Below are 22488 nucleotides of genomic sequence, written 5' to 3'. Positions count from 1 at the left end.
TGCGTCATCCAAGGTTCTGGGGGGTGCGCCGGGCGCGGCGGTCATCCGGGCCGCGGGCGGCGCGCAGACCGCTCAGTTCAGGCGGCCGTCGAGACGCGTGATCTCTTCCTTGAGACGAAGCTTCTCGCGCTTCAGGCGGCGTACTTCGAGGTCGTCGGATCCGGGGCTGCGTTCTTCCTGCTCGATCAGAGCGGAAAGGGACTGGTGCTTTCTCCTGAGCTCGCTCACGTGTGCGGCAATGCTCATCGGCGCCTCCTTCGTTTGACGGTTCGGTGACAAAAAGTAGAGCACCGACGGAAGCGCCTGTCACGTCTTGAATCGTGCGCAAGCGATGATTATTTCGCAGTTTCGTTAAGACTGGTTAAGCGTGCAGCGCAATATTCATGCATCGCGGTGCAGTAAAAGCGCCGCGGCGTCGCGCAGCACGGCGGACGCCCCGGGCGTCAGCCGCTCTTCATCCTTCAGATGGGCCTCCCCGGCATGGATCACCAGGGGGGGCAGCAACATGAAGTCTCCCTTCGCGCCCTTGCGGGCCTGCACGATGACGCGCTTGGCCGCCCGGCCCTCGCGCGCCGCCAGCGGCAGGACCGTGACGTCGCCCGCGCGCCCCTCCAGCGGCGCAAGGATGTCGGGCAGCCGCTCGGCCCTGTGCACCACAGTCAGCGTGCCGCGCGGCCTGAGTCGCCGCAAGGCCGCATCGGCCCAGTCGGCCATCGGCGTATCCTCGCGATGCGCGACGTCGCGGCCGCGGTCGGGGGAGGGCATGGCGCGGCCGGCGGCGTAGAAGGGCGGGTTGCAGATCACGTGGTCGAAGGCCATCGCCCGCAGCGCGGCCGGCGGGCGGCGCAGGTCGCCCTCGTGCACCGTCAGCGCGGCGCCGTTCAGCGCGGCGTTGGTCCGGGCCAGCGCGGCGTAGCGCGGCTGAAGCTCGAGCCCGTGCGCGGCGGTCCCCGGCACGCGGCCCAAGAGGCACAGCGCCGCCGCCCCCGCGCCGCAGCCGAGGTCGAGCACGACCTGCCCCGGCCGCGCCGGACAGGCGGCCGCCAGCAGGACCGGGTCGGTGGCCGCGCGGTAGCCCACCTTCGGCTGGCGCAGGATCACCCGGCCGCCCAGGGTGCGGTCCTCGGTCTCGTCGGGCCCGAGCGGGGGGATGGCTTCGCTCATCGCGCGTCCCGCAATTCGTGGCCCAGGTCGTTGTCGCGCAGGATCGCCCGCGCGCGGAACGCGTCGCGCCGCGCCACCATCAGGCGCCGCGGCAAGACGCCCAATGACCCGTCGAGCACGCTCATATGGACGTCGAACTCGAAGCAGTCTATATCCTCGGCACGCAGCAGCGCGGAGGCGAAGGCGATCACGCCCATGTCGTTCGTGCGGAGAATTTCTTCCATGCGCGCGTGTTTAGCCCGACGGCGCCCCTCCGTCGAGCCGACGAAGACGGAGAGTCCGACCCGTGACCGCGACCGCCCGCGCCGCCGCCCCCGTGGACCAGCCCTTCCAGCGCCTCAGCGCGCTGGTGCAAGAGGACATGGAGGCGGTCAATCACCAGATCGCCACCCGCATGGCCTCGGAGAACGCGCCGCGCATCCCCGAGGTGACGCGGCACCTGGTCGACGCCGGCGGCAAGCGCCTGCGCCCGATCCTGACCCTCGCCGCCGCGCGGCTCTGCGGCTATGCGGGCGAGGACCACGTGAAGCTGGCCGCGACGGTGGAGTTCATCCACACCGCGACGCTTCTGCATGACGACGTGGTGGACGAGAGCGCGCAGCGCCGCGGCCGTCCGACCGCCAACCTTCTGTGGGACAACAAGTCCTCGGTGCTGGTCGGCGACTACCTGTTCGCCCGCAGCTTCCAGCTGATGACCGAGTGCGGCTCGATGCGGGTGCTGGAGATCCTGGCCGACGCCTCGGCGACCATCGCCGAGGGCGAGGTGCTGCAGCTTTCGACCGGCGGGTCGCTGGATGTCGAGGTCGACACCTACCTGAAGATGATCCACGGCAAGACCGCGGCGCTGTTCGCCGCCGCCTCCGAGGTCGGCGGCGTGATCGCCGCGGCGCCCGAGGCGCAGGTCCAGGCCCTGCGCGCCTATGGCCGCGATCTCGGCATGGCGTTCCAGATCGTGGACGACGTGCTCGATTACGGCGGCAGCTCGGCGCGGCTGGGCAAGACCGTCGGCGATGATTTCCGCGAGGGGAAGATGACCCTTCCGGTGCTGATCGCGGTGGCCGAGGCCCGCGCGGCGGGGGACGAGGCGGCGCTGGCCTTCTGGAAGCGCTGCATCGAGCGGCCCTCGAAGCAGCAGGAGGGCGACCTCGAGGAGGCGCTGCGCCGGCTGCGGGAGACGGGCGCCCTCGACGCCGCCACCACCCGGGCGCGCGACTACACCGCCGCCGCGGTCGGCGCGCTGGACCAGTTCCCGGACATGCCGCTGAAAACCGCGCTGGCGGACGTGGCGGAGTTCGTGGTCTCGCGCCTCTCCTGATCCATCGGCGCGCCGAGGGCGCAGCCCGGTCCGACGGACCAGAAACGGCCCCGCGCATCGCGCGGGGCCGTTTCTCGTGCCAGCACCCTGCCATGCGCCATCGGCCGCGCGCGCCCTGCCGGGGGGCCCGGATCTCGGCCCTGCCCCCTGCCCACTGGCCCCTGCCCCGCCCTCCGCGCCGGCGGCTCAGAGGCTGCGCCGTTCCTCGGGCAGGTCGGCGCCGTGGGCGGCCCGGCGCAGCGCGGCGCCGTCGCGGACCCGGTCGACCCGCCTGCGCCCGGCGCCCGAGCGCCGCTCGCCCGTCGCGGCGGGCGCCTCGCCGAAGGACGGGTCCAGCGCGGCCGCGGCCTCCTCCTCCAGCAGGTCGTCCAGCATCTCCGCCTCGAACGCGCCGGTGTCGGCGTCGATCACGTCCTCGGCCTCGACCGCGACCAGGTCGCAGGCGAAGCGGAACCGGGCGAGCGCCCGCGTGCCGGCTTCCGGCCCGCCGTCGATCTCCAGCCCCCCGCCGGAGGCGTTGCAGATCGCCAGCGCCAGCGCCAGGCCGAACGGGTCCGAGCCCTTGGTCAGCGTGGTCTCCGAGGGCGGACGCTCGGTGAACGGATCGCGGGCCGCGGCGATCTCGCTCGGCCCCGGCGGCGGGCCGTCATGCTCCACCACCACCCGCAGCTCGGCACGGCCTTCCTCGATCCGCTCCAGCCGGGCCGAGAGGCGCACCACCCCGCCCTTGCCGACCCGGCGCAGCGCGTCGTCCAGAAGCCGGTCCAGCGCCTTGCGCACCAGCGCCGGGTCGCCGCGGAAGAACGGTTCGGGGTCCAGGATCGATTCCACGATCAGCGTGCGGCCTTCCTCCACCGCCTTGCGCCGCGCCTCGTCCAGCCACTCGGCGCAGAAGGCCCCCGGCTGCACCCGCCGCGCGGCCAGGCGCAGCCGCCCGTCGCCATGCGCGCTCAGCAGCCGCTGGCCCTCGAGCCGGTCGGCCTGGTCGCTGATCGCGCCGCGCAGCCCCTCGAGCACGCGCATCTGCGTCTCGCTCAGCGGGGTGCGCACCAGCAGGCCGGCGGCGGCGCGCATCCGTTCATTCGCATCCTTCAGCCCGGCGACGGCGAGGTCGAGCATCCGCGCCCGGTCGCGCTGCGCGCCGCGCAGGCGCACCGTCGCCTCCTCCATCGCCGCCTCGGCCCCCTCGGCCCGGCGCCGCGCGGCGGCGAGGGCGGGGGCCACGCCGCGCAGGTGCATCCAGAGGGCCGCCGCGAGGCACAGCAGCGCCGCCGCCGCGGCCCCGGTCATCGTCGCGCGCGCCTCGGCCCGCAGGGCGGCGCTGACCTCGTCCAGGGTGGCGATCGCCTGCTCCGCGCCCGAGGCGAGGGCGCCCTCGACCAGTTCGAGCAACTCGGCCCGCGCCGCGGCGCGGCGTTCGCCCGAGGCCTCGGCCACGCGGTCGACGCCGCGCAGGAAGCCGCGCACCATCATGTCCATCTGGTGGGCCGGGCGCTGGAAATTCTCGGCCGCGCTCTCGCTCAGGTCGCCGGCGAATCCCTCGCGCCAGGCGGCGCGGGTGGCGGCCTCGTGGTGGTCCTTGAGGCGCTGCGCGGCCTTCATCGCGGCCCCGGCGATGGGGGCCAGCGGCTCCCGCGGCATGTCGGCGGGCATCGCGTCCTCGGCATGGAGCCACAGGGCGATCTGGCGGGCCTGCTCCTGCACCTGGGCGACGTCGCGGGTCATCAGGGCGATGTCGTCGGCGCGGCCGCGCAGCTCCTGGTTGCGCCAGACGCCGAGGGCGACGACGAGGGCCGCGAGGCCCAGCGCGACGGCCAGCCGGACGCCGTGCCGCCGGTCGCGGCGCGCCTCTTCCGCCCCGGTCGCGATCTCGTGTTCCTCCGCGGCCATGCGGGCGCGCCTCCTCCCTCTGCGTGGGACACCGTTCTGGCGCCAGAGGGTTTAGGAAGCGTTGCGCACGCCCCCGCGGGGCCCCGCGCGCTCAGCCCAGCGGCGCGGCGGCGCGCCACCAGCGATCCGGCAGCGCGGCGGCGGCGTCCAGCGCCGCGTCGCGGTCCGCGAACAGGCCGAACACGGTGGCGCCGCTGCCGGACATCCGCGCCAGCAGGCAGCCGGGGCGGGCGGCGAGGGCGGCGCGCGCCTCCTCCACCGCCCCGACCTGCGCGGCGGCGGGGGCGAAAAGGTCGTTGCGCGTCCGCTCCGCCAGCCACCCGGCCAGCGCGGCGGCGTCGGCCCAGCCCCCGTCCGGGGGCGCGGGGACCGGGGGATTGTCCTTTTGCGCCAGCGCCTTGAACACCGCGGGGGTGGGCGTTTCCACCAGCGGGTTGACCAGCGCGATCCAGGCTTCGGGCAAGGGCGGGACGGGCGAGAGGACCTCTCCGATCCCGGCCATCCGCCGCGGGGCGGAGGCGATGCAGACCGGCACGTCGGCCCCGAGCGACAGGCCCAGCGCCTCGAGCCGCGCAGCGGGCAGGCCGAAGCCCCAGAGCCGGTCCAGCGCCCTGAGCGCCGCGGCGGCGTCGGCCGATCCGCCGCCGATGCCCGAGGCGACGGGCAGCGACTTGGTCAGCCGCAGCGCCGCGCCGGGGGCGCCGGGGGCCAGCGCCCGCAGCGCCTCGGCCGCGCGCAGCACCAGGTTGTCGCCCGCGGCCGAGAGGCCGGAGGCGAAGGGGCCGTCGATGGTCAGCGACAGGCCGCGCGCCGGCTCCGCCTCGATCCGGTCGCCGAGGGCGGGAAAGGCGACGAGGCTGTCGAGCAGGTGATACCCGTCGCCGCGCAGGCCGGTGACATGCAGGCACAGGTTCACCTTGGCGCGGGCGATCTCGGTGACGAAATCGGGCGCGGCGTCGGTCATGGGATCATCCTTGGCGGGGGGCGTCGGGCGAAGACCACGCGGCCCCGCGGATCGCGCCGCGGGGCCGGTCTGCCTGGGGTCGGCGCGCGGGCGCCGGGGGGATCAGCCGTCGTTCTGGGCCGCGTCGCCGCCATCGGCGGTCGCCTCGGCGGCCTCGTCGCGCAGCACGGCGTCGAGGCCCTTGGCCAGCTTGCGCCGGATCCGGTCGGCCTCCTCCTGCTCCGGCTCGAAGCTCAGCGCCCGGCGCCACTGGAACCGCGCCTCGCGCTTGCGGCCCACCATCCACAGCGCGTCGCCCAGATGGTCGTTGATCACCGGGTCCACCGGGGTCAGCTCCACCGCGCGCTCCAGGTGCGGGACGGCTTCTTCGTGCCGGTCCATGCGGTAGAGGACCCAGCCGAGGCTGTCGGTGATGTAGCCGTCCTGCGGGCGCTGCGCCACGGCGCGCTCGATCATGTCCAGCGCCTCGTCGAGGTTGCGGCGCTGCTCGACCCAGGAATAGCCGAGATAGTTCAGCGCCAGCGGCTGGCCGGGCTGCAGGTCCAGCGCGGTCAGGAAGTCCTTCTCGGCCTGCTCCCAGGCGCCCGAACGCTCGTTCGAGATGCCGCGCTGGTAGTAGAGCGCCCAGTGGCGGGGGTCCGGCTCTCCCATCAGGTCGATGGCGTCGGTATAGGCGTCCGCGGCCTCGGCGAAGCGTTCCTCGCGGCGCAGAAGGTCGCCCAGCGCGATATGCGCCTGGCGCGATTCGGGCGCGATCTCTGCCAGCGCCTTGAGGGCGATGATCGCCTCGTCCGTCCGCTCCAGCTTGCGCAGCGCCTCGGCGCGGCCGATCTCCGCGCTCACGTGGAAGGGCGAGCCGAGGGGGATCTTCGCGAAATTGTCGGCGGCGCCCTTCGCCTGGCCCTGGTCGGCCAGCAGCTCGGCCGCCAGCAGCCGCGCCTCGTGCATGTCGGGGCGCAGGAACAGGGCGAACTGCGAATACAGCAGCGCCGCGGCGCCGGTCTGGTCCTGGCTCAGCGCCCCGGCGATCGAGAACATGCCCTCGGCCGCGCCGTCGCGGGCGTCGGCGACCGGGATCGCGCCGGTCTCGCCGCGCTCCATCCGGTCGAGCTCGTGCTCGATCAGCGCGTCGGCCTGGCCCGAGGCGAGGGCGCCGCGCCACAGCTCCAGCGCCGCCTCGCGCCGCCCCGCGGCCTCGAGCGCGAGGCCGTGCGCGCGGGTCATGCGCGCGCCGGCGCCGCCCACGGCCTCGGCGGTCTCGCGGAAGGTCTCGGCCGCCGCCTCGGGGTCGCCCATCGCCATCTGCGCGAGGCCCCAGTGATAGCCGCCGAAGAGGTCGTACATCGCCACCCCCTCGCCCGCGCCGGACATGAAGGCGGCCTTCGCGGCCTCGGCCTCGCCCAGCCCCGCATGGGCCCAGCCGGACAGCAGCGAGGCCAGCAGCGGCGGGAACGCGCCCTCGGGCGCGGTCTCGATCCGGTCGAGCGCGGTGTCGTAGGCGCGGCTGGTGAAGGCGTCGGCGGCCAGGGTCAGGTGGGCGAGGCGGTGGCCCGGCTGCCCGTTGACCAGCGCCGAGGCGAGCACGGCGGCGGTCTTGAAGTCGCCGACCAGCACCTTGAAGTTCAGCGCCTGCCCGCGCAGCTGGTGGCTGGACGGGTTGAGCGCGAGGGCCTGGGTCCAGTAATCGGCCGCGGCCGCCATGTCGTTGCGCTGGCTGGCCTGGCGGGCGGCGAGGTATGCGCCCGCGAGGCTGCGCGACGCGGCCTGGGCCTGCGCCGCCATTCCGACCATGACGGCGCCCGCCGCGAGGGCCGTGGCGACCCGCCGATAGACCTTTGCGTTCACGAACCGTACCTCTCTCTCATCCTCGCCCCCGCCGCGGGGGCCGTCCGCGCGGGGGGCCGAACCCGGCCCGCGCCCGCGCGCATCCGCACCTGTCCAAGGTAGTGCGCGCGCGCCAGCTTGCACAACACCCCTGCGGCGTACAACCTCTGCCGGAAACCCGCCCGCACCCCCGGTCTTGCGCGAAACCGTGAAATACGGCTGAATCGAACTGTGATTTCGCCAAGATTTGAACACGACCGACCGCTACCTTACCTGTCCATTCCGGAACCCCCGGCGCCTGCGCCGACCGCTCCCCCCTCACTGCGGACCGTCCGAACCGATGCATTTCCTTCCCGCCCGCCGCGGCGCAGCCCAGTCGCTCCTCGTCATCGCCCTTGCCGCCGGGTGCGCCGCCTCCGCCGGCGCGGCCGCGGATGCGCGCAACTTCACCACCACCGGCGGCGCGGTGGTGGAGTTCGAGCCGGTCGCGGGCCTCGACTGCCGCCGGCTGGACCGGAAGCTGGCCGAGATCGACCGGACCGGCTATCGCGGCTCGCGCCCCGCGCCGCTGCGGGTCGAGGACGAGCCGCTCTTCATCTACGAGCGCAAGGTGGCCAAGGCGCTCTATACCCGCTGCGCGCAGCGCGCCGCCGAGGGCGACGCGGGCAAGGCGATGCGCGCCGGGCGCTGGGCGCAGGAGAAATCGCGCACCCCCGTCGGCGCCACGCGCTGAGGCCGCCCCGCCCCCTGCGACAGCCCCGCCCCGTCCCCCCCGGTCCCCCGCCCCCGCGCCCGGGCCGCGCTTGACCTGCGGGCCGCATCCGGGCAGGACGCCGGGGATGCAACCGGCGCGAGGCTGAAGACCCGATGAGCGACCACCGATGAGCACCAAGGGCAATTCCGGCGCGGATCGCGGCGCCCCCGGGGCCGCCCCGGAGCAGGGCCGCGCGCGCCGCGCCGCGGGGCGGCTGAAGATCGTCGCCTGGGTCGCGCTCGCCGCCTTCCTGCTCGACCGCGCCTCGAAATACTGGGTGGTCGAGCTCATGGACCTCGCGACGCAGCTGCGGATCGACGTCGCGCCGCCCTACCTGACGCTGCTGATGGCGTGGAACGAGGGCGCCAATTTCGGCCTCGGCGACGATCTCGGGCGCGGCTTCTGGATCCTGCTCGCCCTCGCCATCTCCTCGGGGCTGACGATCTGGGCCCTGCGCCTCGCCTCGCCCTGGCGGCGGATCTGCATCGGGCTGCTGGTCGGCGGCGCGCTCGGCAACGCGCTCGACCGCTGGATCTACGGCGCGGTGGCCGATTTCCTGAACATGAGCTGCTGCGGCTTCTACAACCCCTACGCCTTCAACCCCGCCGACATCTTCATCTTCGCCGGGGCCATCGGCCTGGTGGCGCTGGGGGCCGAGCCGCCCGCGGCGGAGGCGGAGGCGAAGGCCGGCACGGTCGACGGCAAGGACTCCGCCGGCAAGGACTGACGCCGCGCGCAAGCGGCGCGCCCCGCCGGGCGCCCTGCCGCTTGCGCCCGCCGCCCGGCTTGGGCACATTGCGCGCCGACGCGCCGGCCCCGGCGCCGCCCCCGACGGGCGGGAGGCCCGGGCCGCGCCCCGCGCTGAACAGGACGACGAGACCGCCATGCGACATGCGAGCGACAGCCCCGCTGACCAGCCCCTCCGCCGGGCCTTCCGCGCCGCGACGCTGATCGGCCTCGCCATCGGCCTGTCGGCCTGCGGCGGCGGGCTGCGCCAGACCTTCGGCATCGACGTGCCGCCGCCGGACGCCTTCAACGTCCAGCCGCACAAGCCCCTGCGCCTGCCCGGCGACCTGAGCTACCTGCCCCGGCCGGATCCCGGCGCGGAAAGCCCGCTGGCCTACCGCCCGGTGGACGAGGCGAAGGCGGCCCTGCGCCATGTCGGCCCCTCGGCCGGCGCGCCCAGCGCGGGCGAGCTGGCGCTGCTCGAGGCCGCGGGCGCCGATGCGGCCCAGCCCGACATCCGCACCGTGCTGGCGGGCGAGTCGGCCCCGGCCAGCCGCAAGTACGGGCTGACCTCGATCTTCGGCTACGAGATGCCCGACGGCCGGATCGAGGAGATCCTGGACCAGCGCGACGAGACCGGGCGCCTGCGCGACGCGGGCGTCGCCACCCCGACCCCGCCGCCGGTCGAGGAGGAAGAGGAAGACAACGGCCTGACCTTCGAGCTCGGCGTGTTCGGCGGCTGACCCCGCCCGGCGCGCCAGGCAAGGACGCCCCGAAGACGCCCCCGCCCCCCCCGGCGGGGGCGTTTCGCGTTGCGGGGGGCCGTCCCCCGCCGCCCCGTGCGCCCCGCCCGGCCGCCCTGCGCCGCCGCCCCCCGCCATGGGCCCCGCCCGGGCCGTCCCGCCCGGCCCGCTCACGCAACCGCGACCGCGGCCGGGCTATGCGCGGCCCCTTCCGCCCCCTAAATTCCCCCCGAGACACCGCCCATGACCGCGCGCCGCCGCACGCCCCCCCCCCGGGGGACCCGCCGGGCGGCCGCGCCAGGACGCGGCGCAAGGCGGCCGACAGCGCCGCCCCGCCGCAAAGGAGACGCCCGATGCTTCGCCTGCCCGTTCCGGGATCGCCGCGCCCCCGCTTCTCCGCCGCGGCCGCCGCCGCCTCCCGCGCCGCCGCCGCCCGCGCCCCCGCGCCCATGGCCCCGCGCAACCCGCTGCGCGCCGCCGCCGCGGCGCTGGCGCTCGCCGCCGCCACGGTCCTCGCCCCCGCGCTTCCGGCCGCGGCGAAGCCGCAGGTCACCGCCTTCACCCTCGCCAACGGCATGGAGGCGGTGGTGATCGAGGATCACCGGGCCCCGGTCGTCACCCACATGGTCTGGTACAAGGTCGGCGCCGCGGACGAACCCCCGGGCCGCTCGGGCATCGCGCACCTGTTCGAGCACCTGATGTTCAAGGGCACGGACGAGATCCCGGACAGCGCCTTCTCCAAGATCGTCGCGGCCAATGGCGGGCAGGACAACGCCTTCACCAGCCAGGACTACACCGCCTATTACCAGCGCATCGCCGCCGACCGGCTGGAGCTGGTGATGAAGATGGAGGCCGACCGCATGGCCGACCTCGTGATCAATGACGACCACCTGCGCACCGAGCGCCAGGTGGTGATCGAGGAGCGCAACCAGCGCACCGAGAACAACCCGCGCGCCCTGTTCGGCGAACAGTTCGACGCCGCGCTCTACATGAACCACCCCTATGGCATCCCGGTGATCGGCTGGCGGCACGAGATCGACGCCCTGACCCTGCCGGACCTGCATGCCTTCTACGACCGCTGGTACGCCCCGAACCGCGCCATGCTGGTGGTCGCGGGCGACGTGACCCCGGAGGAGGTCAGGCGCCTCGCCGAGAAGCATTACGGCCCGATCCCGCCCTCGGATATCGGCGAAGCCCCGCGGATGCGCCCGTCCGAGCCGCCCCAGCGCGCCCCGCGGCGGCTGGTGATGGAGGACGCCCGCGTGCGCCAGCCGGCCATGAGCCGCTCCTACCTCGTCGCCCCGCGGCGCACGGACCAGGCGCAGGCGGCCGCGCTGCTGATCGCCTCCGAGGTGCTCGGCGGCGGCATCAACGGGCGCATCCAGCAGGCGCTGACCGTGCAGAACCGCGTCGCCGTCTCGGCCGGGGCCTGGTTCGGCGCCGGGCTGCGCGACTATGCCGAGTTCGGCTTCTGGGCCGCCCCCGCCCCCGGCGTGTCGTTGCAGGAGGCCGAGGACGCCCTCGACAGGACGCTGGCCGCGTTCCTCGCCTCGGACGGCCCGACCGAGGCGGAGCTGGCGCGGATCAAGGCCGGCTACCGCGCCGATCTCGTCTATGCCGATGACAGCCAGATGGGCCTTGCGCGCCGCTACGGCGCCGGGCGCGCCACCGGGCTGACGATCGAGCAGATCGAGGCCTGGGGCGACGTGCTGCAGGCGGTGACGGCCGAGGACGTGATGGCGGCGCTGCGCGCGGCGCTGGACCCGAACCGCTCGGTCACCGGCTGGCTGCGCGCCCCCGAGGCCGGGACCGAGGCCCCCGGCGACGCCGCCCGGGATGCGGGCGGCGCCCGCCCCTCGCTGGCCACCCGCGGATGAGCGCGCGGATGACCCGCGCCGCCGCCCCCCTGTTCCCCATGCACGGACTCTTGCCCATGCACGCCCAGACCTTCGCCCCCGCGCCCGCCGCCGACGCCCCCCGCGCCACGGCCGCCCTCACCCCCGCCCCCTTCGCCCCGCTGCGCCGCGCGGCGCTGGGGCTCGGCCTCGCGCTCGGGCTCGGCGCAGCCCTCCTCGCCCCCGCCGCCCAGGCCGAGACCGAGGTGCAGGTGATCACCTCGCCCGGCGGCATCACCGCCTGGCTGGTGGAAGAGCACGCCATCCCGATGGTTGCGATGGAGTTCATCTTCGACACCGGCGCCCGGCTCGACCCCATGGACCAGCAGGGCGCGACCAACTTCCTGTCGACCATGCTCGACGAGGGCGCGGGCGATCTCGACAGCGCCGCCTTCTCGGCCCGGGCCGAGACCCTGGCCCTGCGCGTCGGTTTCGACGCCGGGCGCGACAGCTTCACCGTGAACGCGCGGATGCTGACCGAGAACCTCGGGCCCAGCGCCGAGCTGCTGCGCCTGGCGCTGGTGGAGCCGCGCTTCGACGCGGAGCCGCTGGAGCGGATGCGGGCCGGGATCCTCTCGGGCCTGCGCAGCGAGAAGACCGATCCCGACGCCATCGCCGCCGAGGCCTGGCGCGACGCGGTCTACGGCCCCGGCAGCGTGCATGGCCGCCCGATGAAGGGGACCGAGGCGGATGTCGAGGCGATCACCGCCGACACCCTGCGCGCGGCGCGGGCGCGGGCCTTCAACCGCTCGGGCGTCGCCGTGGGCGTGGTCGGGGACATCGACGCCGAAACCCTCGGCCCGCTGCTCGACCGGATCCTCGGGGACCTGCCCGACGCCCCCCTGCCCGCGCCGGAGCTGGAGATGGTGGAGACCGACGGCGCCCTGCAGGTGGTGGAGTTCGACACCCCCCAGGCGGTGGCGCGGCTGGTCGGCCCGGGCATCCTGCGCGACGATCCCGATTTCATGGCCGCCTACGTGATGAACCACGTGCTCGGCGGCGGCGGCTTCGCCTCGCGCCTGATGGAGGAGGTCCGCGAGAAGCGCGGCCTGACCTATGGCGTGTGGTCCTATCTCGCCGCCGGCCAGACCACCGGGCTGGTGGTGGCGGGCGTCAGCTCGGACAACGCCAAGGTCGCCGAGGCGGTGGAGGTGATCAAGGCCGAGTGGGCGCGCATGGCCGCCGAGGGCCCGACGGCGGAGGAGCTGGAGGCCGCCAAGCAGTACCTGACCGGCGCCTACCCGCTGCGCTTCGACAGCAACGGCAAGATCGCCGGGCAGCTGGCGGGGCTGATGCACCAGGGCTTCACGCCCGACTACATCCGCGACCGCAACGCGATGATCGAGGCGGTGACGCTTGAGGACGCGAAGGCCGCGGCGGCGCGGCTGCTGGATGCCGGCAAGCTGCATGTCACCGTGGTCGGCAAGCCCGAGGGGCTTGGCGACGCGGTGAACTGAGCGATGGCGGCGGCGGCAGAGCGGCAGGAGGCCGGGGCCGGGGCCGGGATCGCCCCGCCCTTCGCCGCCCCGCCCTTCGCCTCGCCTGCCGTCGCCGCCGCCTTCGACGCCTTCCCGGCGCCGCAGCGCGCGCTGCTGCCGGCCCTGCGCGCCGAGGTCTTCGCCGGGGCCGCCGCCGACCCGCGCATCGGCCCGCTGGAAGAGACGCTGAAATGGGGCCAGCCGAGCTGGCGCCCCCGCTCCGGCGCCGGGACCGCCCTGCGCGTCGGCCTGCCGAAAACGAGCCCCCTCGGCCCCGCCGCCTGCGCCCTCTACGTCCATTGCCAGACCAGCGTGATCGAGGATGTCCGGCCGCTGCTGCCCCCGGGCCTGCACATCGAGGGGACCCGCGCCGTCCATCTCTGCGCCGCCGCGCCGCCGCCGCCCGGGGCCCTGCGCCCGCTGATCCTTCGCGCGCTGACCTACAAGCTGCGCGGCGCCTGAGCCCGGCGCCCGCCGCCACGCCGCGCCCCGCCCGCCGCGCGCCGCGTGCGACCGGCCGGCCAAGCCGCGCAACGCCCGGCGCGGCGCGCCCCGGACGCCCCGCGTCGACCCCGCCTCCCCTTTCGACTCACCGCCCCCTCCGCTATCCTTGGGGGCATGAACGCGTCGCACCCCAACATATCCGCGCTCGACGCCCCCCCGCGCATCCGCCGCCTGGGCGAGGCCGCGCAGAACCGCATCGCCGCGGGCGAGGTGGTCGAACGCCCCGCCTCGGCGGTGAAGGAACTGGTCGAGAACGCCCTCGACGCCGGGGCGACGCGCGTCGACATCGCCATCGCCGATGGCGGCAAGACCCTGATCCGCGTCGCCGATGACGGCCATGGCATGTCCCCCGAGGACCTGCTGCTGGCCGTCGAGCGCCACGCAACCTCGAAGCTGGTGGACGAGGACCTCGTCCATATCCGCTCCTTCGGCTTCCGGGGCGAGGCGCTGCCCTCGATCGGCGCCGTGGCGCGGCTCACCCTCACCTCCCGCGCCCGCGGCGCCGAGGAGGCCTGGCAGCTCAAGGTCGACGCGGGCCGCGTCGGCCGCCCCGCCCCCGCCGCCCTCTCGAAAGGCACGGTGGTGGAGGTGCGGGACCTGTTCCACGCCACGCCCGCGCGCCTCAAGTTCCTGCGCACCGACCGGGCCGAGACCATGGCCGTGGCGGAAGCCATCCGGCGCCTCTCGATGTCCGCGCCGGGCGTCGCCTTCACCCTGCGCGACGTCTCGGACGGGGATGGCGAGGGCCGCCCCCTCTACCGCGCCGAGGCCGAGCGGGGCGAGACCGAGACCGCCCGCCTCGCCCGCCTGCGCCGCATCCTCGGGGCCGGCTTCGCCGAGGACAGCGTGCCGCTCCATGCCGAGCGGGACGGGATCCTGCTCGAGGGCTTCGCCTGCCTGCCCGCCGCCGCCCGCGGCTCGGCCCAGCACCAGCACCTGGTGGTCAATGGCCGCCCGGTGAAGGACCGGCTGCTGCTCGGGGCGCTGAAGGGGGGGTATGGGGACCTGCTGCCCTCGGGGCGCCACCCCGCCGCGGCGCTGTTCCTGACCTGCCCGGAGGAGCTGGTGGACGTCAACGTCCACCCGGCGAAGACCGAGGTCCGGTTCCGCGACCCCGGCATGGTCCGCGGGCTGATCGTCGCCGCCGTGCGCCACGCGATGGCCGAGGCCGGGCACCGCGCCACCCGCTCGATGGGCGACGCGGCGCTGGGGGCGCTGGGACAGGGAATGGAGGGCCCGGGGGCCGAGGGGCGGGTCTACGCCTCCGCCGCGCCGGGCGCCCAGCGGGGCCTGTCGGGCTTCGGCGGCGGCTGGACGCCCCCGCCCCGCCCGTCGCAGGGCGCGCTGTCCGCCGCTTATGCCGCGCAAGCCCCGATGCCCGCCGCCTGGGGACAGCCAGGCGCGGAGGGCGCCGCATGGTCCCCCGCCGACATCCCCGCCCCGGCGGAAGGTTACGCGGCCCGGCCCGGCTTCGCCGAGGCGCCCATGGGCTACTCCGCCCGCATCGAGGCGCCGGATGAAACCGCCGAAACCCTCCCCCTCGGCGCCGCCCGCGCGCAGCTGCATGAAACCTATATCGTCGCCCAGACCGAGACCGGCGTGGTCTTCATCGACCAGCACGCCGCGCATGAGCGGCTGGTCTATGAGCGCCTCAAGACCCAGCTGGCGGAAAACGGCGTCAAGACCCAGGCCCTGCTGATCCCCGAGGTGGTGGACATGGCCGAGGGCGACGCCGAGCTGGTGCTGTCTGCGGCCGAGGAGCTGGCGCAGGCGGGCCTCGTGGTCGACGCCTTCGGGCCGGGCGCGGTCTGCGTCCGCGAAACCCCGGCGGAACTGGGCCAGGTGGACGCGAAGGCGATCCTGCGGGACGTGGCGGACGAGCTGGCCGCGGAGGGCGCCTCCTCGGCGGTCGAGGCGCGTCTGCACGCGGTCCTGTCGCGCATGGCCTGCCACGGCTCCGTGCGCGCCGGGCGGCGGCTGAACGGCCCGGAAATGAACGCCCTGCTGCGCGAGATGGAGGCGACGCCCAATTCCGGCGTCTGCAACCACGGGCGGCCCACTTACGTGAAGCTGTCGCTGGCCGAGCTCGAGAAGCTGTTCGCCCGGCGCTGAGGGGGCCGCGCGCCGGGCGCCGCGCGGGCGGCGCCGGGGCGCCCGCGCGGCGCGGCAGGCCCTGGCGCTTGCGGCAGGGGGCGCCCGGCGGGCCAGCCGCGCTCAGCGCCGCAGCAGCCAGGCCATCGCCGCCACCGTCGCCGCGACGCCGATCCAGGTGACGGGCGCCACCCAGCCGCGCCCCGCCACGCCTTCCCACAGGATCACGAAGCTCGGCACCAGGTAGCCATAGGCCATCGCCGCCCCGGCATGGAGCCGCAGCGCCGCGAATTGCAGCAGGAAGAAGGTCGTCGCCGTCGGCCCGATGGCGAGGTAGATGATCGCCACCCAGGCCTCCCGCGGCAGCGCGGCCCAGTCGACCGGCGCCAGCGCGCCCTCGACCAGCGCCCAGGCGAAGATCACCGTCCCGCAGCCCAGCGTGGTCCAGAAGGCGAAGGCCAGCGGCGGCTCGCCCCGGTTCAGCCGCCGCACCATCGGGGTGTAGAGGGCGTGGAGCGCGCAGCCCACGAGGTAGAGCCGCTCGCCCTCGCCGAAGCGCAGCGCCAGCATCGCGTCGAGGTCTCCGCGGAAGATCACCCAGAGCGCGCCCCCGCCGCCCAGCGCCAGCGCCCCGGCCATGGCGCCCGAGATCCGCTGCCCGTCGAAGAGGCGGGCGAAGAGGGCGCTCATGATCGGGGTCAGGGTGAAGACGGCGGCGGTGGAGACCGGGTCGGTCAGCCGCAGCGCCTCGAACATCAGCACGAAATAGGCCGCCAGCAGCCCCCCGAGGAACAGGTAGCGCCAGGGCGCGCCCAGCTGGTCGCGCCGCAGGCCGGGGCCGAGCGCGGCGGCGGCGCAGAGGAGCGGGATCGCGAGGGCGAAGCGCGCGGCGTTGAGCGCAGAGGGCGCCACCAGCTTGGCCGCCGGCGCCCCGAGCGAGAAGGAGCCGGAGATGATCAGCGCGAAGCCGAGCATGGCGGCATGGCCCTTGAGGGCGTCGGCGCGAAGAGGGGTCATCGGGGCTCCGGGAGGGGCGCGGCCCGCGACGGGGAGCGCGGCGGCCACGGGAAGAACGGCGAGAGAACGGTGCGCGGTGAGCGGTGAGCGGTGAGCGGTGAGCGGTGAGCGGTGAGCGGTGAGCGGTGAGCGGTGAGCGGTGAGCGGTGAGCGGGAGAAACGCGAAAGGGGCGGGCGGCGCAAGCCGCTCGCCCCCCATGCGGGATCCGCCCGGCCCGCGACCGGCCGCCCGCCATCACCGCCCTCCATCGCCGGCGGCCGGTCGCGGGGGGCGCGTGGCGGACGCCCGGCCCGGCGCCCGCCACGGGGACCCGCCCGCCGCACGCGCAGGCTTCCGCCGCGCGCCGCGGGCGCCCCGGTTCAGCCGCCGCGACCGGAGACGCGGCGCCCGGGGGCGCGAGGCCCCAAGGCGCGAGGCCCGAAGACGCGGCGCCCCCTCACTCCGCCGCCGTCGCGGCGGGGTTGTTGGGGTGCTGGGTCCAGTTGGCGTACTCGTCCGACACCGTGGCCCCGGTGCGCGGATCGACCTCGCCCGCCTTCATCGGGACCATGTCGATGCAGTTCTCGACCGGGCAGACATTGACGCACAGGTTGCAGGCGACGCACTCGTCGTCCTTCACCTCGAACACCCGGCCCGGCTTCATCTCGATCGCCTGGTGGCTGGTGTCCTCGCAGGCCGCGTAGCAGCGGCCGCACTTGATGCACAGGTCCTGGTCGATCTTCGCCTTGGCGACGTAGTTGAGGTTCAGGAACTGCCAGTCGGTCACGTTCTGCACCGCGCGGCCGACCACCGCGTCCACGCCCGAATGGCCCTTCTCGTCCATCCAGTCCGAGAGGCCCGTCTTCATCTCCTCGACCACCTTGAACCCGTAGGTCATGGCCGCGGTGCAGACCTGCAGGTTGCCCGCGCCAAGCGCCAGGAACTCGGCCGCGTCGCGCCAGGTGGTGATCCCGCCGATGCCCGAGATCGGCAGGCCCGCCGTCTCGGGGTCGCGGGCGATCTCGGCCACCATGTTCAGCGCGATGGGCTTCACCGCCGGGCCGCACATGCCGCCATGGCTGCCCTTGCCGCCGATCGACGGCTCGGGCGAGAAGCTGTCGAGGTCGACCGAGGTGATCGAGCTGACGGTGTTGATCAGCGAGACCGCGTCCGCGCCCCCCGCCTTCGCCGCCCGCGCGGGCCCGCGGATGTCGGTGATGTTCGGCGTCAGCTTCACGATCACCGGCATCCGGGTCTTCTGCTTGCACCAGCGGGTGATCTGCTCGATCAGGTCCGGGGCCTGGCCGACGGCCGAGCCCATGCCGCGCTCGGACATCCCGTGGGGACAGCCGCAGTTCAGCTCGATCCCGTCCGCGCCGGTCGCCTCGACCAGCGGCAGGATGGTGGACCAGGCCTCTTCCTCGCACGGCACCATCAGGGAGACGATGACGGCGCGGTCCGGGTAGTCGCGCTTGACCGCCTTGATCTCGTCGAGATTGGTCTGAAGCGGCCGGTCGGTGATCAGCTCGATATTGTTGAGCGCCAGCAGCCGCCGGTCGGCGCCGTACATCGCGCCGTAGCGGGGGCCGTTGACGTTGACCACGTGGGGGTCGAGCCCGAGGGTCTTCCACACCACGCCGCCCCAGCCCGCCTCGAAGGCGCGGCGCACGTTGTATTCCTTGTCCGTCGGCGGCGCCGAGGCGAGCCAGAACGGGTTCGGCGACTTGATGCCGATGAATTCGCTGCGAAGATCAGCCATGGTCCTGTCTCCCCTCGCTCAGGCGCTCAGCGCGCGGTGAATGTCTTCGGCCGCGTCGCGGCCCTCGGCGACGGCGGTGACGGTCAGGTCCTCGCCGCCCGCGGCGCAGTCGCCGCCCGCCCAGATCTTCGGGTTCGGGGTGCGGCCCGCGCCGGTGATCGCCAGCTTGCGCCCGTCGAGCGCCGCGCCCTCCGGGGCGACCAGCTTCTGGCCGATGGCCTTCAGCACCATGTCGGCGGGGATCGAGAACCCCTCGCCCGTCGCTTCCAGCCCGTTCGGCCCGGCCTCGGCGTAGCGGAAGGCGACCGAGCGGACGACGGCGTCGCCCATGGCCTGCACCGGCATCACGTGCTCGCGGATCGTCACGCCCTTCGCGGCGGCGAGCTCCTGCTCGAAGCCGCTGGCGGGCATGTCGGCGCGGGAACGGCGATAGGCGATGGTCACGTTTTCCGCCCCGAGGGCCTTGGCCTGCACCGCGGCGTCCACCGCGGTCATGCCGCCGCCGATGACGACGACGTTGCGGCCCACGGGCACCTTGGTCGGGTCCTCGGCCTGGCGCAGCTCGGCGATGAAATCGACCGCGTCGCGCACGCCCGGCAGGTCCTCGCCCGGGATGCCGAGGCCCCCGACGGCGCCGAGACCGATGCCGAGGAACACCGCGTCATGCGCCTCGGCCAGCCCCTCCAGCGTCACGTCTTTCCCGAGGGCCTGGCCGTGGCGGATCTCGATCCCGCCGATCTTCAGCAGCCAGGCGACTTCCTTCTGGGCGAAGTCGTCGACGGTCTTGTAGGCGGCGATGCCGTATTCGTTGAGGCCGCCGGGCTTGGGCTTCGCCTCGTAGACCGTCACGTCATGGCCATGCATGGCGAGGCGATGCGCGCAGGCGAGGCCCGCGGGCCCGGCGCCGACCACGGCGACTTTCTTGCCGGTGGGCGCGGCGCGGGTGAAGGGGTGGACATCGGCGGCCATCAGCGCGTCGGTGGCGTGGCGCTGGAGGCGGCCGATCTCGACCGGCTTGTCCTCGGCCGTCATCCGCACGCAGGCTTCCTCGCACAGCGTCTCGGTCGGGCAGACGCGCGCGCACATGCCCCCGAGGATGTTCTGCGACAGGATCGTCTTCGCCGCGCCCGCATCGTTGCCCGCGGCGATCTGGCGGATGAAGAGCGGGATGTCGATGTCGGTCGGGCATGCCTCCATGCACGGCGCATCGTGGCAGAAATAGCAGCGATCCGCCGCCACGGCCGCTTCGTGCGGCGAGTAGGGCGGATGCAGGTCGGACAGGTTCGCCGCCGCCGCTTCGGCGGACAGGCGCCCGGCGGCGATGCCGGGGGCGAGGCGCGGGTCGCTCATGCTGGGGTCTCCTTGCAGCGTCGGGGTCCAGCATGTGAGCGGTCTGAATTTTTATCAACTGGAAAATTTTTGAAGGGCGCGGCGTTTTTCGCCCCGCCCGCCGGCGCGCTCCTGCCCCCGAAACGCGAACGCCCCCGCCGGAGGTCTCCGGCGGGGGCGTTCCATGCATCCGGCGGCGGCGATCAGGCCAGCGGCTTGCCGCGCTTGCCGGCCATGTGGGCCAGCGCCTGCCAGTTGTTCATCGACATCATCTGGCAGTATGCGGCGGCGAGGCCGCCCTTCTTGCGCAGGTCCAGCATCGCGGCGTCCGACAGCTTGTTCAGCCGGTCCTCGTCCACCACCTTGAAATCCGTCAGGCGCAGGCGCTCGGTCCCGCCCGGAAGCTCCAGCGTGCCCTGGCGCTCGACCAGCAGGTCATGCTCCTGCAGCAGCTTGGTCAGCTGCTCGGTCGCCATCGCCTGGCGCTGGAAGTTCAGGCAGTACTCGAGCGCGCTGTTGGTCGTCTCGGAGGGCTTGGTCTCCTCGAAGAACATGTTCCCCTCGCCCTCGGCCACCCGGTCCGAGGCCCGGTCGACGCACAGCAGCACCTGGTCCTTGGCCATGTCCGGCCGGGTCAGGATGAAGGGATAGCGGCGCACATAGGCGGGGACATAGGCCGGGCTGGTCCAGGCGCCGCTGTCCTCGACGAACAGGTTCTGCCCGCCGCGCACGCCGACCACGGCCACGGGCGCGAGGCTGTCGCGCCCCGAGAACACGATCGGGTACCAGACGCCGGCCTGCGCGAACTCTGCCATGTTCAGCGGGATCGCGTTGGCCTTCGCCGCGAAGCCGAAGCTGGTATGGGCCTTCAGGCCGAGCGATCCGTGGCGGGTCGCCTCCAGCACCTCCGGGTTCTGGTAGAACAGCGGCTTGAGCGGGGCGGGGGCGGTCTGTCCGTCGGCGGGCGCGGCGTCGGTCACGTGGCTGGATCCTGTCCTGAATGTCATGCGGCGTGCAATTTCGGGCGCGGCCGGACCGGGCCCGCCTTGGGTGTATCGGATCGGCGGGCGCGGGCGCAATGATGGCGAACGTTGACCGGGGCGGCGCGCGGGAACAAACTGCGTACATGGCGCAGAATTCCCCCCTCCCCGTCGATCATGCCGCCGCCCGGATGCAGCCGGGCGCGCTGCTCGCGCGCGGCGTGTGCCGCTTCCTGGTGGACGGCGGCTTCGCCCCGGCGACCGAGGTCTCGCCCGCGCGCGGCCTGCGCTGCGACGTGCTGGCGCTCGGCCCGAAGGGAGAGATCTGGGCGGTGGAGTGCAAGTCGGGCCTGCCGGATTTCCGCGCGGACCGGAAATGGGAGGGCTACCTTGAATGGTGCGACCGGCTGTTCTTCGCGGTGGACGCGGATTTCCCGGTCGAGGTCCTGCCCGAGGACCAGGGCCTGATCCTCGCCGACGGGTTCGGGGCCGAGATCATCCGCATGCCCGAAGCGCGGCCGCTGGCGGCGGCGCGGCGCAAGGCGCTGACGGCGCGATTCGCCCGGGCGGCGGCGCTGCGGCTGCGCGCGGCGCTCGATCCCGGGACCGGGGCGTTCAGCCTGGGGGACTGAAGGGGCGAGGGGGGCGCTGCGCCCCCTGCCCCGCGGCGGCGCTCAGCGGCGTTTCTTGCCGCCCTTGCCGCCCTGGGACGTGGCGCGGGCGCGTTCGGCGGCGGCGCGGATCTCCTCGGCGATCTCCTCGGCCTCCTCGGGGTCGAAATCCATCGGGATCGAGAACCCGTCGCCCTCGACATGGATCCGCACCATCCCGAGCTCGGTCGGCCCGATCTGCAGCCCCGCCTCGATTTCGCTTTCGTCGTTGATGCCCATGGTCCTGCCTCCGCCCGCCGCGCCTGCGGCCCTTGGGGGCGCATAGCCGCTCGGCGCGCGGGGTGCAAGTTCGCGGCCCCAACGGGCCCGGCGCGGGCCAGGCATGCGCCCGGCGCCGCGGACCTGCGGAAGCGGGGGAATTTTCCGGTCGATCCGCTCTTGCATCCTGCGCGCATGGGCGCTAAATCCGCCCCCGGAGCCGACGTAGCTCAGTAGGTTAGAGCACTAGATTGTGGATCTAGGGGTCCCCCGTTCGAGCCGGGGCGTCGGTACCATCCCCCTCCTGCGGGTCAGCAGGACGCAAGAACGCCGCCCCCCGGGGCGGCGTTTCGCGTTTTCGGGCGGCCTGCGGGGCCCCGGCGGCGGCGCTCAGCCCCCCGCCCGCACCTCCTCGGCCGGGTAGCCGAGGAAGTCGCTGTCCTCGAAGCCCGAATGGCAGTCATGGCAGGCCTGCACGACCGGCACGGCGACCGGCGCGCCCCGGGCCGAGACCATCATGTAGTACCAATCGCCCGTCTCGGGGCTGGCGCCCGGCGCGGCCTTCTCCATGAAGAACAGCGGGCCGGGGGCGGCCGCGCCCGAGGCGTCCACGGTGAAGCTCTCCTTCGCGATCACCGTGCCGGCGGGCATCTTCGCGCCCTCCTCGTCGAATCGCAGATAGGCCTCGGCGCCGACCGGGTTCACCCAGGTCATCAGGAAACGCGCGCCATGCACGCCGGGCGCGGCCGGGCCGGTCGAGGCGGCGGTCCAGGAGCGGTAATCGGCGACGTAAGCCGCGTCGATCCAGCGCTTCGGCCCCCTGGCATAGCCCGCCTGCATGTCGGCGGCGAGGCAGGCGTAGACCTCGGCGGCCTGGGCCTCGGTCAGGTCCTCCCCCGCCGCGGGGGCGGTGCAGGCGGCGGCGGCGGTGGATGCGCTCAGCAGGGCCGAGGCGGCGGCCAGGATGGCGGTGCGGGTCATCTCGCGGTTCTCCCCTTCTTCGTCAGGCGGCGGCGCCGCCCGCAAGATGGAAATACCGCGCCGCCCCGCGCACGGGCCAATCAACGCCTCGCCGCCGGGGCGTGAACGCGGGGCGCCGAAACGGTGAGGGGGCTGAAACAAATCGGGCGGGGGGGGGGGGGGGGGGGGGGGGGGGGGGGGGGGAGGGGGGGGGGGGGGGGGGGGGGGGGGGGGGGGGGGGGGGGG

Annotated in this window: 21 protein-coding genes and 1 tRNA gene; 10 read left to right on the top strand and 12 right to left on the bottom strand. The window is 74.3% G+C overall.

Annotated elements, in window-relative coordinates; genetic code table 11:
- Positions 1-72: 72 nt before the first annotated feature.
- The 3 genes from ACQ5SO_RS16025 to ACQ5SO_RS16015 form a co-directional block, all read right to left on the bottom strand.
- The gene (locus tag ACQ5SO_RS16025) at positions 73-246 is read right to left on the bottom strand and encodes a YdcH family protein (protein WP_430942631.1); all 174 of its coding nucleotides are present in this window, start codon (positions 244-246) and stop codon (positions 73-75) included.
- 135 nt (positions 247-381) lie between these two features.
- The gene (locus ACQ5SO_RS16020) at positions 382-1164 is read right to left on the bottom strand and encodes a tRNA1(Val) (adenine(37)-N6)-methyltransferase (RefSeq protein ID WP_430942630.1); all 783 of its coding nucleotides are present in this window, start codon (positions 1162-1164) and stop codon (positions 382-384) included.
- The gene (locus tag ACQ5SO_RS16015; RefSeq protein ID WP_430942629.1) at positions 1161-1388 is read right to left on the bottom strand and encodes a DUF2007 domain-containing protein; all 228 of its coding nucleotides are present in this window, start codon (positions 1386-1388) and stop codon (positions 1161-1163) included. The genes ACQ5SO_RS16020 and ACQ5SO_RS16015 overlap by 4 nt, the downstream gene beginning before the upstream one ends.
- A 137-nt stretch (positions 1389-1525) precedes the next feature.
- Between ACQ5SO_RS16015 and ACQ5SO_RS16010 the strand changes: the two genes are divergently transcribed.
- A complete protein-coding gene (locus tag ACQ5SO_RS16010; protein WP_430942655.1) occupies positions 1526-2479 on the top strand; it encodes a polyprenyl synthetase family protein in 954 nt (317 codons plus the stop codon).
- Positions 2480-2665: 186 nt separating this feature from the next.
- On the opposite strand, the gene ACQ5SO_RS16005 is transcribed toward ACQ5SO_RS16010, so the two are convergent.
- The 3 genes from ACQ5SO_RS16005 to ACQ5SO_RS15995 all read right to left on the bottom strand — a co-directional run bounded on the left by ACQ5SO_RS16005 (position 2666) and on the right by ACQ5SO_RS15995 (position 7178).
- Entirely contained in the window at positions 2666-4369 is a 1704-nt protein-coding gene (locus ACQ5SO_RS16005) for a sensor histidine kinase (RefSeq protein WP_430942628.1), read from the bottom strand.
- A gap of 91 nt (positions 4370-4460) precedes the next feature.
- A complete protein-coding gene (locus ACQ5SO_RS16000) occupies positions 4461-5333 on the bottom strand; it encodes a 4-(cytidine 5'-diphospho)-2-C-methyl-D-erythritol kinase (RefSeq protein ID WP_430942627.1) in 873 nt (290 codons plus the stop codon).
- A 102-nt stretch (positions 5334-5435) separates the two neighbouring features.
- Positions 5436-7178, bottom strand: a complete 1743-nt coding sequence (locus ACQ5SO_RS15995; RefSeq protein WP_430942626.1) for a tetratricopeptide repeat protein — start codon at positions 7176-7178, stop codon at positions 5436-5438.
- A gap of 319 nt (positions 7179-7497) precedes the next feature.
- Between ACQ5SO_RS15995 and ACQ5SO_RS15990 the strand changes: the two genes are divergently transcribed.
- From ACQ5SO_RS15990 to mutL, 7 genes are all read left to right on the top strand, one after another.
- On the top strand, positions 7498-7890 hold the full coding sequence (locus ACQ5SO_RS15990; RefSeq protein WP_430942625.1) for a hypothetical protein: 393 nt from the start codon (positions 7498-7500) through the stop codon (positions 7888-7890).
- 148 nt (positions 7891-8038) lie between these two features.
- On the top strand, positions 8039-8638 hold the full coding sequence (lspA, locus tag ACQ5SO_RS15985) for a signal peptidase II (protein ID WP_430942624.1): 600 nt from the start codon (positions 8039-8041) through the stop codon (positions 8636-8638).
- Between the two features lie 157 nt (positions 8639-8795).
- A complete protein-coding gene (locus tag ACQ5SO_RS15980) occupies positions 8796-9380 on the top strand; it encodes a DUF3035 domain-containing protein (RefSeq protein WP_430942623.1) in 585 nt (194 codons plus the stop codon).
- A gap of 449 nt (positions 9381-9829) precedes the next feature.
- A complete protein-coding gene (locus tag ACQ5SO_RS15975; protein WP_430942654.1) occupies positions 9830-11257 on the top strand; it encodes a M16 family metallopeptidase in 1428 nt (475 codons plus the stop codon).
- A gap of 56 nt (positions 11258-11313) precedes the next feature.
- Positions 11314-12732: a M16 family metallopeptidase gene (locus ACQ5SO_RS15970; protein ID WP_430942622.1), complete on the top strand. Its 1419-nt coding sequence runs from the start codon at positions 11314-11316 to the stop codon at positions 12730-12732.
- Between the two features lie 3 nt (positions 12733-12735).
- Positions 12736-13215, top strand: coding sequence for a DUF1801 domain-containing protein (locus tag ACQ5SO_RS15965; protein ID WP_430942621.1), 480 nt, complete (start codon positions 12736-12738; stop codon positions 13213-13215).
- Between the two features lie 156 nt (positions 13216-13371).
- The gene (gene mutL / locus ACQ5SO_RS15960) at positions 13372-15369 is read left to right on the top strand and encodes a DNA mismatch repair endonuclease MutL (RefSeq protein ID WP_430942620.1); all 1998 of its coding nucleotides are present in this window, start codon (positions 13372-13374) and stop codon (positions 15367-15369) included.
- A gap of 102 nt (positions 15370-15471) precedes the next feature.
- Here mutL and ACQ5SO_RS15955 read toward each other — a convergent pair whose 3' ends face one another.
- The 4 genes from ACQ5SO_RS15955 to ACQ5SO_RS15940 all read right to left on the bottom strand — a co-directional run bounded on the left by ACQ5SO_RS15955 (position 15472) and on the right by ACQ5SO_RS15940 (position 20413).
- Positions 15472-16365, bottom strand: a complete 894-nt coding sequence (locus ACQ5SO_RS15955) for a DMT family transporter (protein WP_430942619.1) — start codon at positions 16363-16365, stop codon at positions 15472-15474.
- A 437-nt stretch (positions 16366-16802) separates the two neighbouring features.
- Positions 16803-18104, bottom strand: a complete 1302-nt coding sequence (gene preA / locus ACQ5SO_RS15950; protein ID WP_430942618.1) for an NAD-dependent dihydropyrimidine dehydrogenase subunit PreA — start codon at positions 18102-18104, stop codon at positions 16803-16805.
- Positions 18105-18122: 18 nt separating this feature from the next.
- Entirely contained in the window at positions 18123-19454 is a 1332-nt protein-coding gene (locus ACQ5SO_RS15945) for an NAD(P)-dependent oxidoreductase (RefSeq protein WP_430942617.1), read from the bottom strand.
- Positions 19455-19636: 182 nt separating this feature from the next.
- Positions 19637-20413: a SapC family protein gene (locus ACQ5SO_RS15940; protein ID WP_430942616.1), complete on the bottom strand. Its 777-nt coding sequence runs from the start codon at positions 20411-20413 to the stop codon at positions 19637-19639.
- 146 nt (positions 20414-20559) lie between these two features.
- Between ACQ5SO_RS15940 and ACQ5SO_RS15935 the strand changes: the two genes are divergently transcribed.
- The gene (locus ACQ5SO_RS15935; protein ID WP_430942615.1) at positions 20560-21045 is read left to right on the top strand and encodes an MmcB family DNA repair protein; all 486 of its coding nucleotides are present in this window, start codon (positions 20560-20562) and stop codon (positions 21043-21045) included.
- 42 nt (positions 21046-21087) lie between these two features.
- On the opposite strand, the gene ACQ5SO_RS15930 is transcribed toward ACQ5SO_RS15935, so the two are convergent.
- Complete coding sequence (locus ACQ5SO_RS15930) at positions 21088-21303, bottom strand: DUF6324 family protein (RefSeq protein WP_430942614.1); 216 nt, start codon at positions 21301-21303, stop codon at positions 21088-21090.
- Positions 21304-21501: 198 nt separating this feature from the next.
- On the opposite strand from ACQ5SO_RS15930, the gene ACQ5SO_RS15925 reads away from it, so the two are divergent.
- Positions 21502-21578 (top strand) — tRNA-His (locus ACQ5SO_RS15925).
- A 94-nt stretch (positions 21579-21672) separates the two neighbouring features.
- Here the strand turns inward: ACQ5SO_RS15925 and ACQ5SO_RS15920 are convergent.
- Entirely contained in the window at positions 21673-22263 is a 591-nt protein-coding gene (locus ACQ5SO_RS15920; RefSeq protein WP_430942613.1) for a cytochrome P460 family protein, read from the bottom strand.
- Positions 22264-22488 lie beyond the last annotated feature (225 nt).

The sequence above is a fragment of the Rhodovulum sp. DZ06 genome, assembly GCF_050586345.1.
Taxonomy (GTDB): Bacteria; Pseudomonadota; Alphaproteobacteria; order Rhodobacterales; family Rhodobacteraceae; genus JBOCEF01.
The sequence above is the reverse complement of the archived record's forward strand: the minus strand, read 5'-3'. Positions and strand labels throughout refer to the sequence as shown.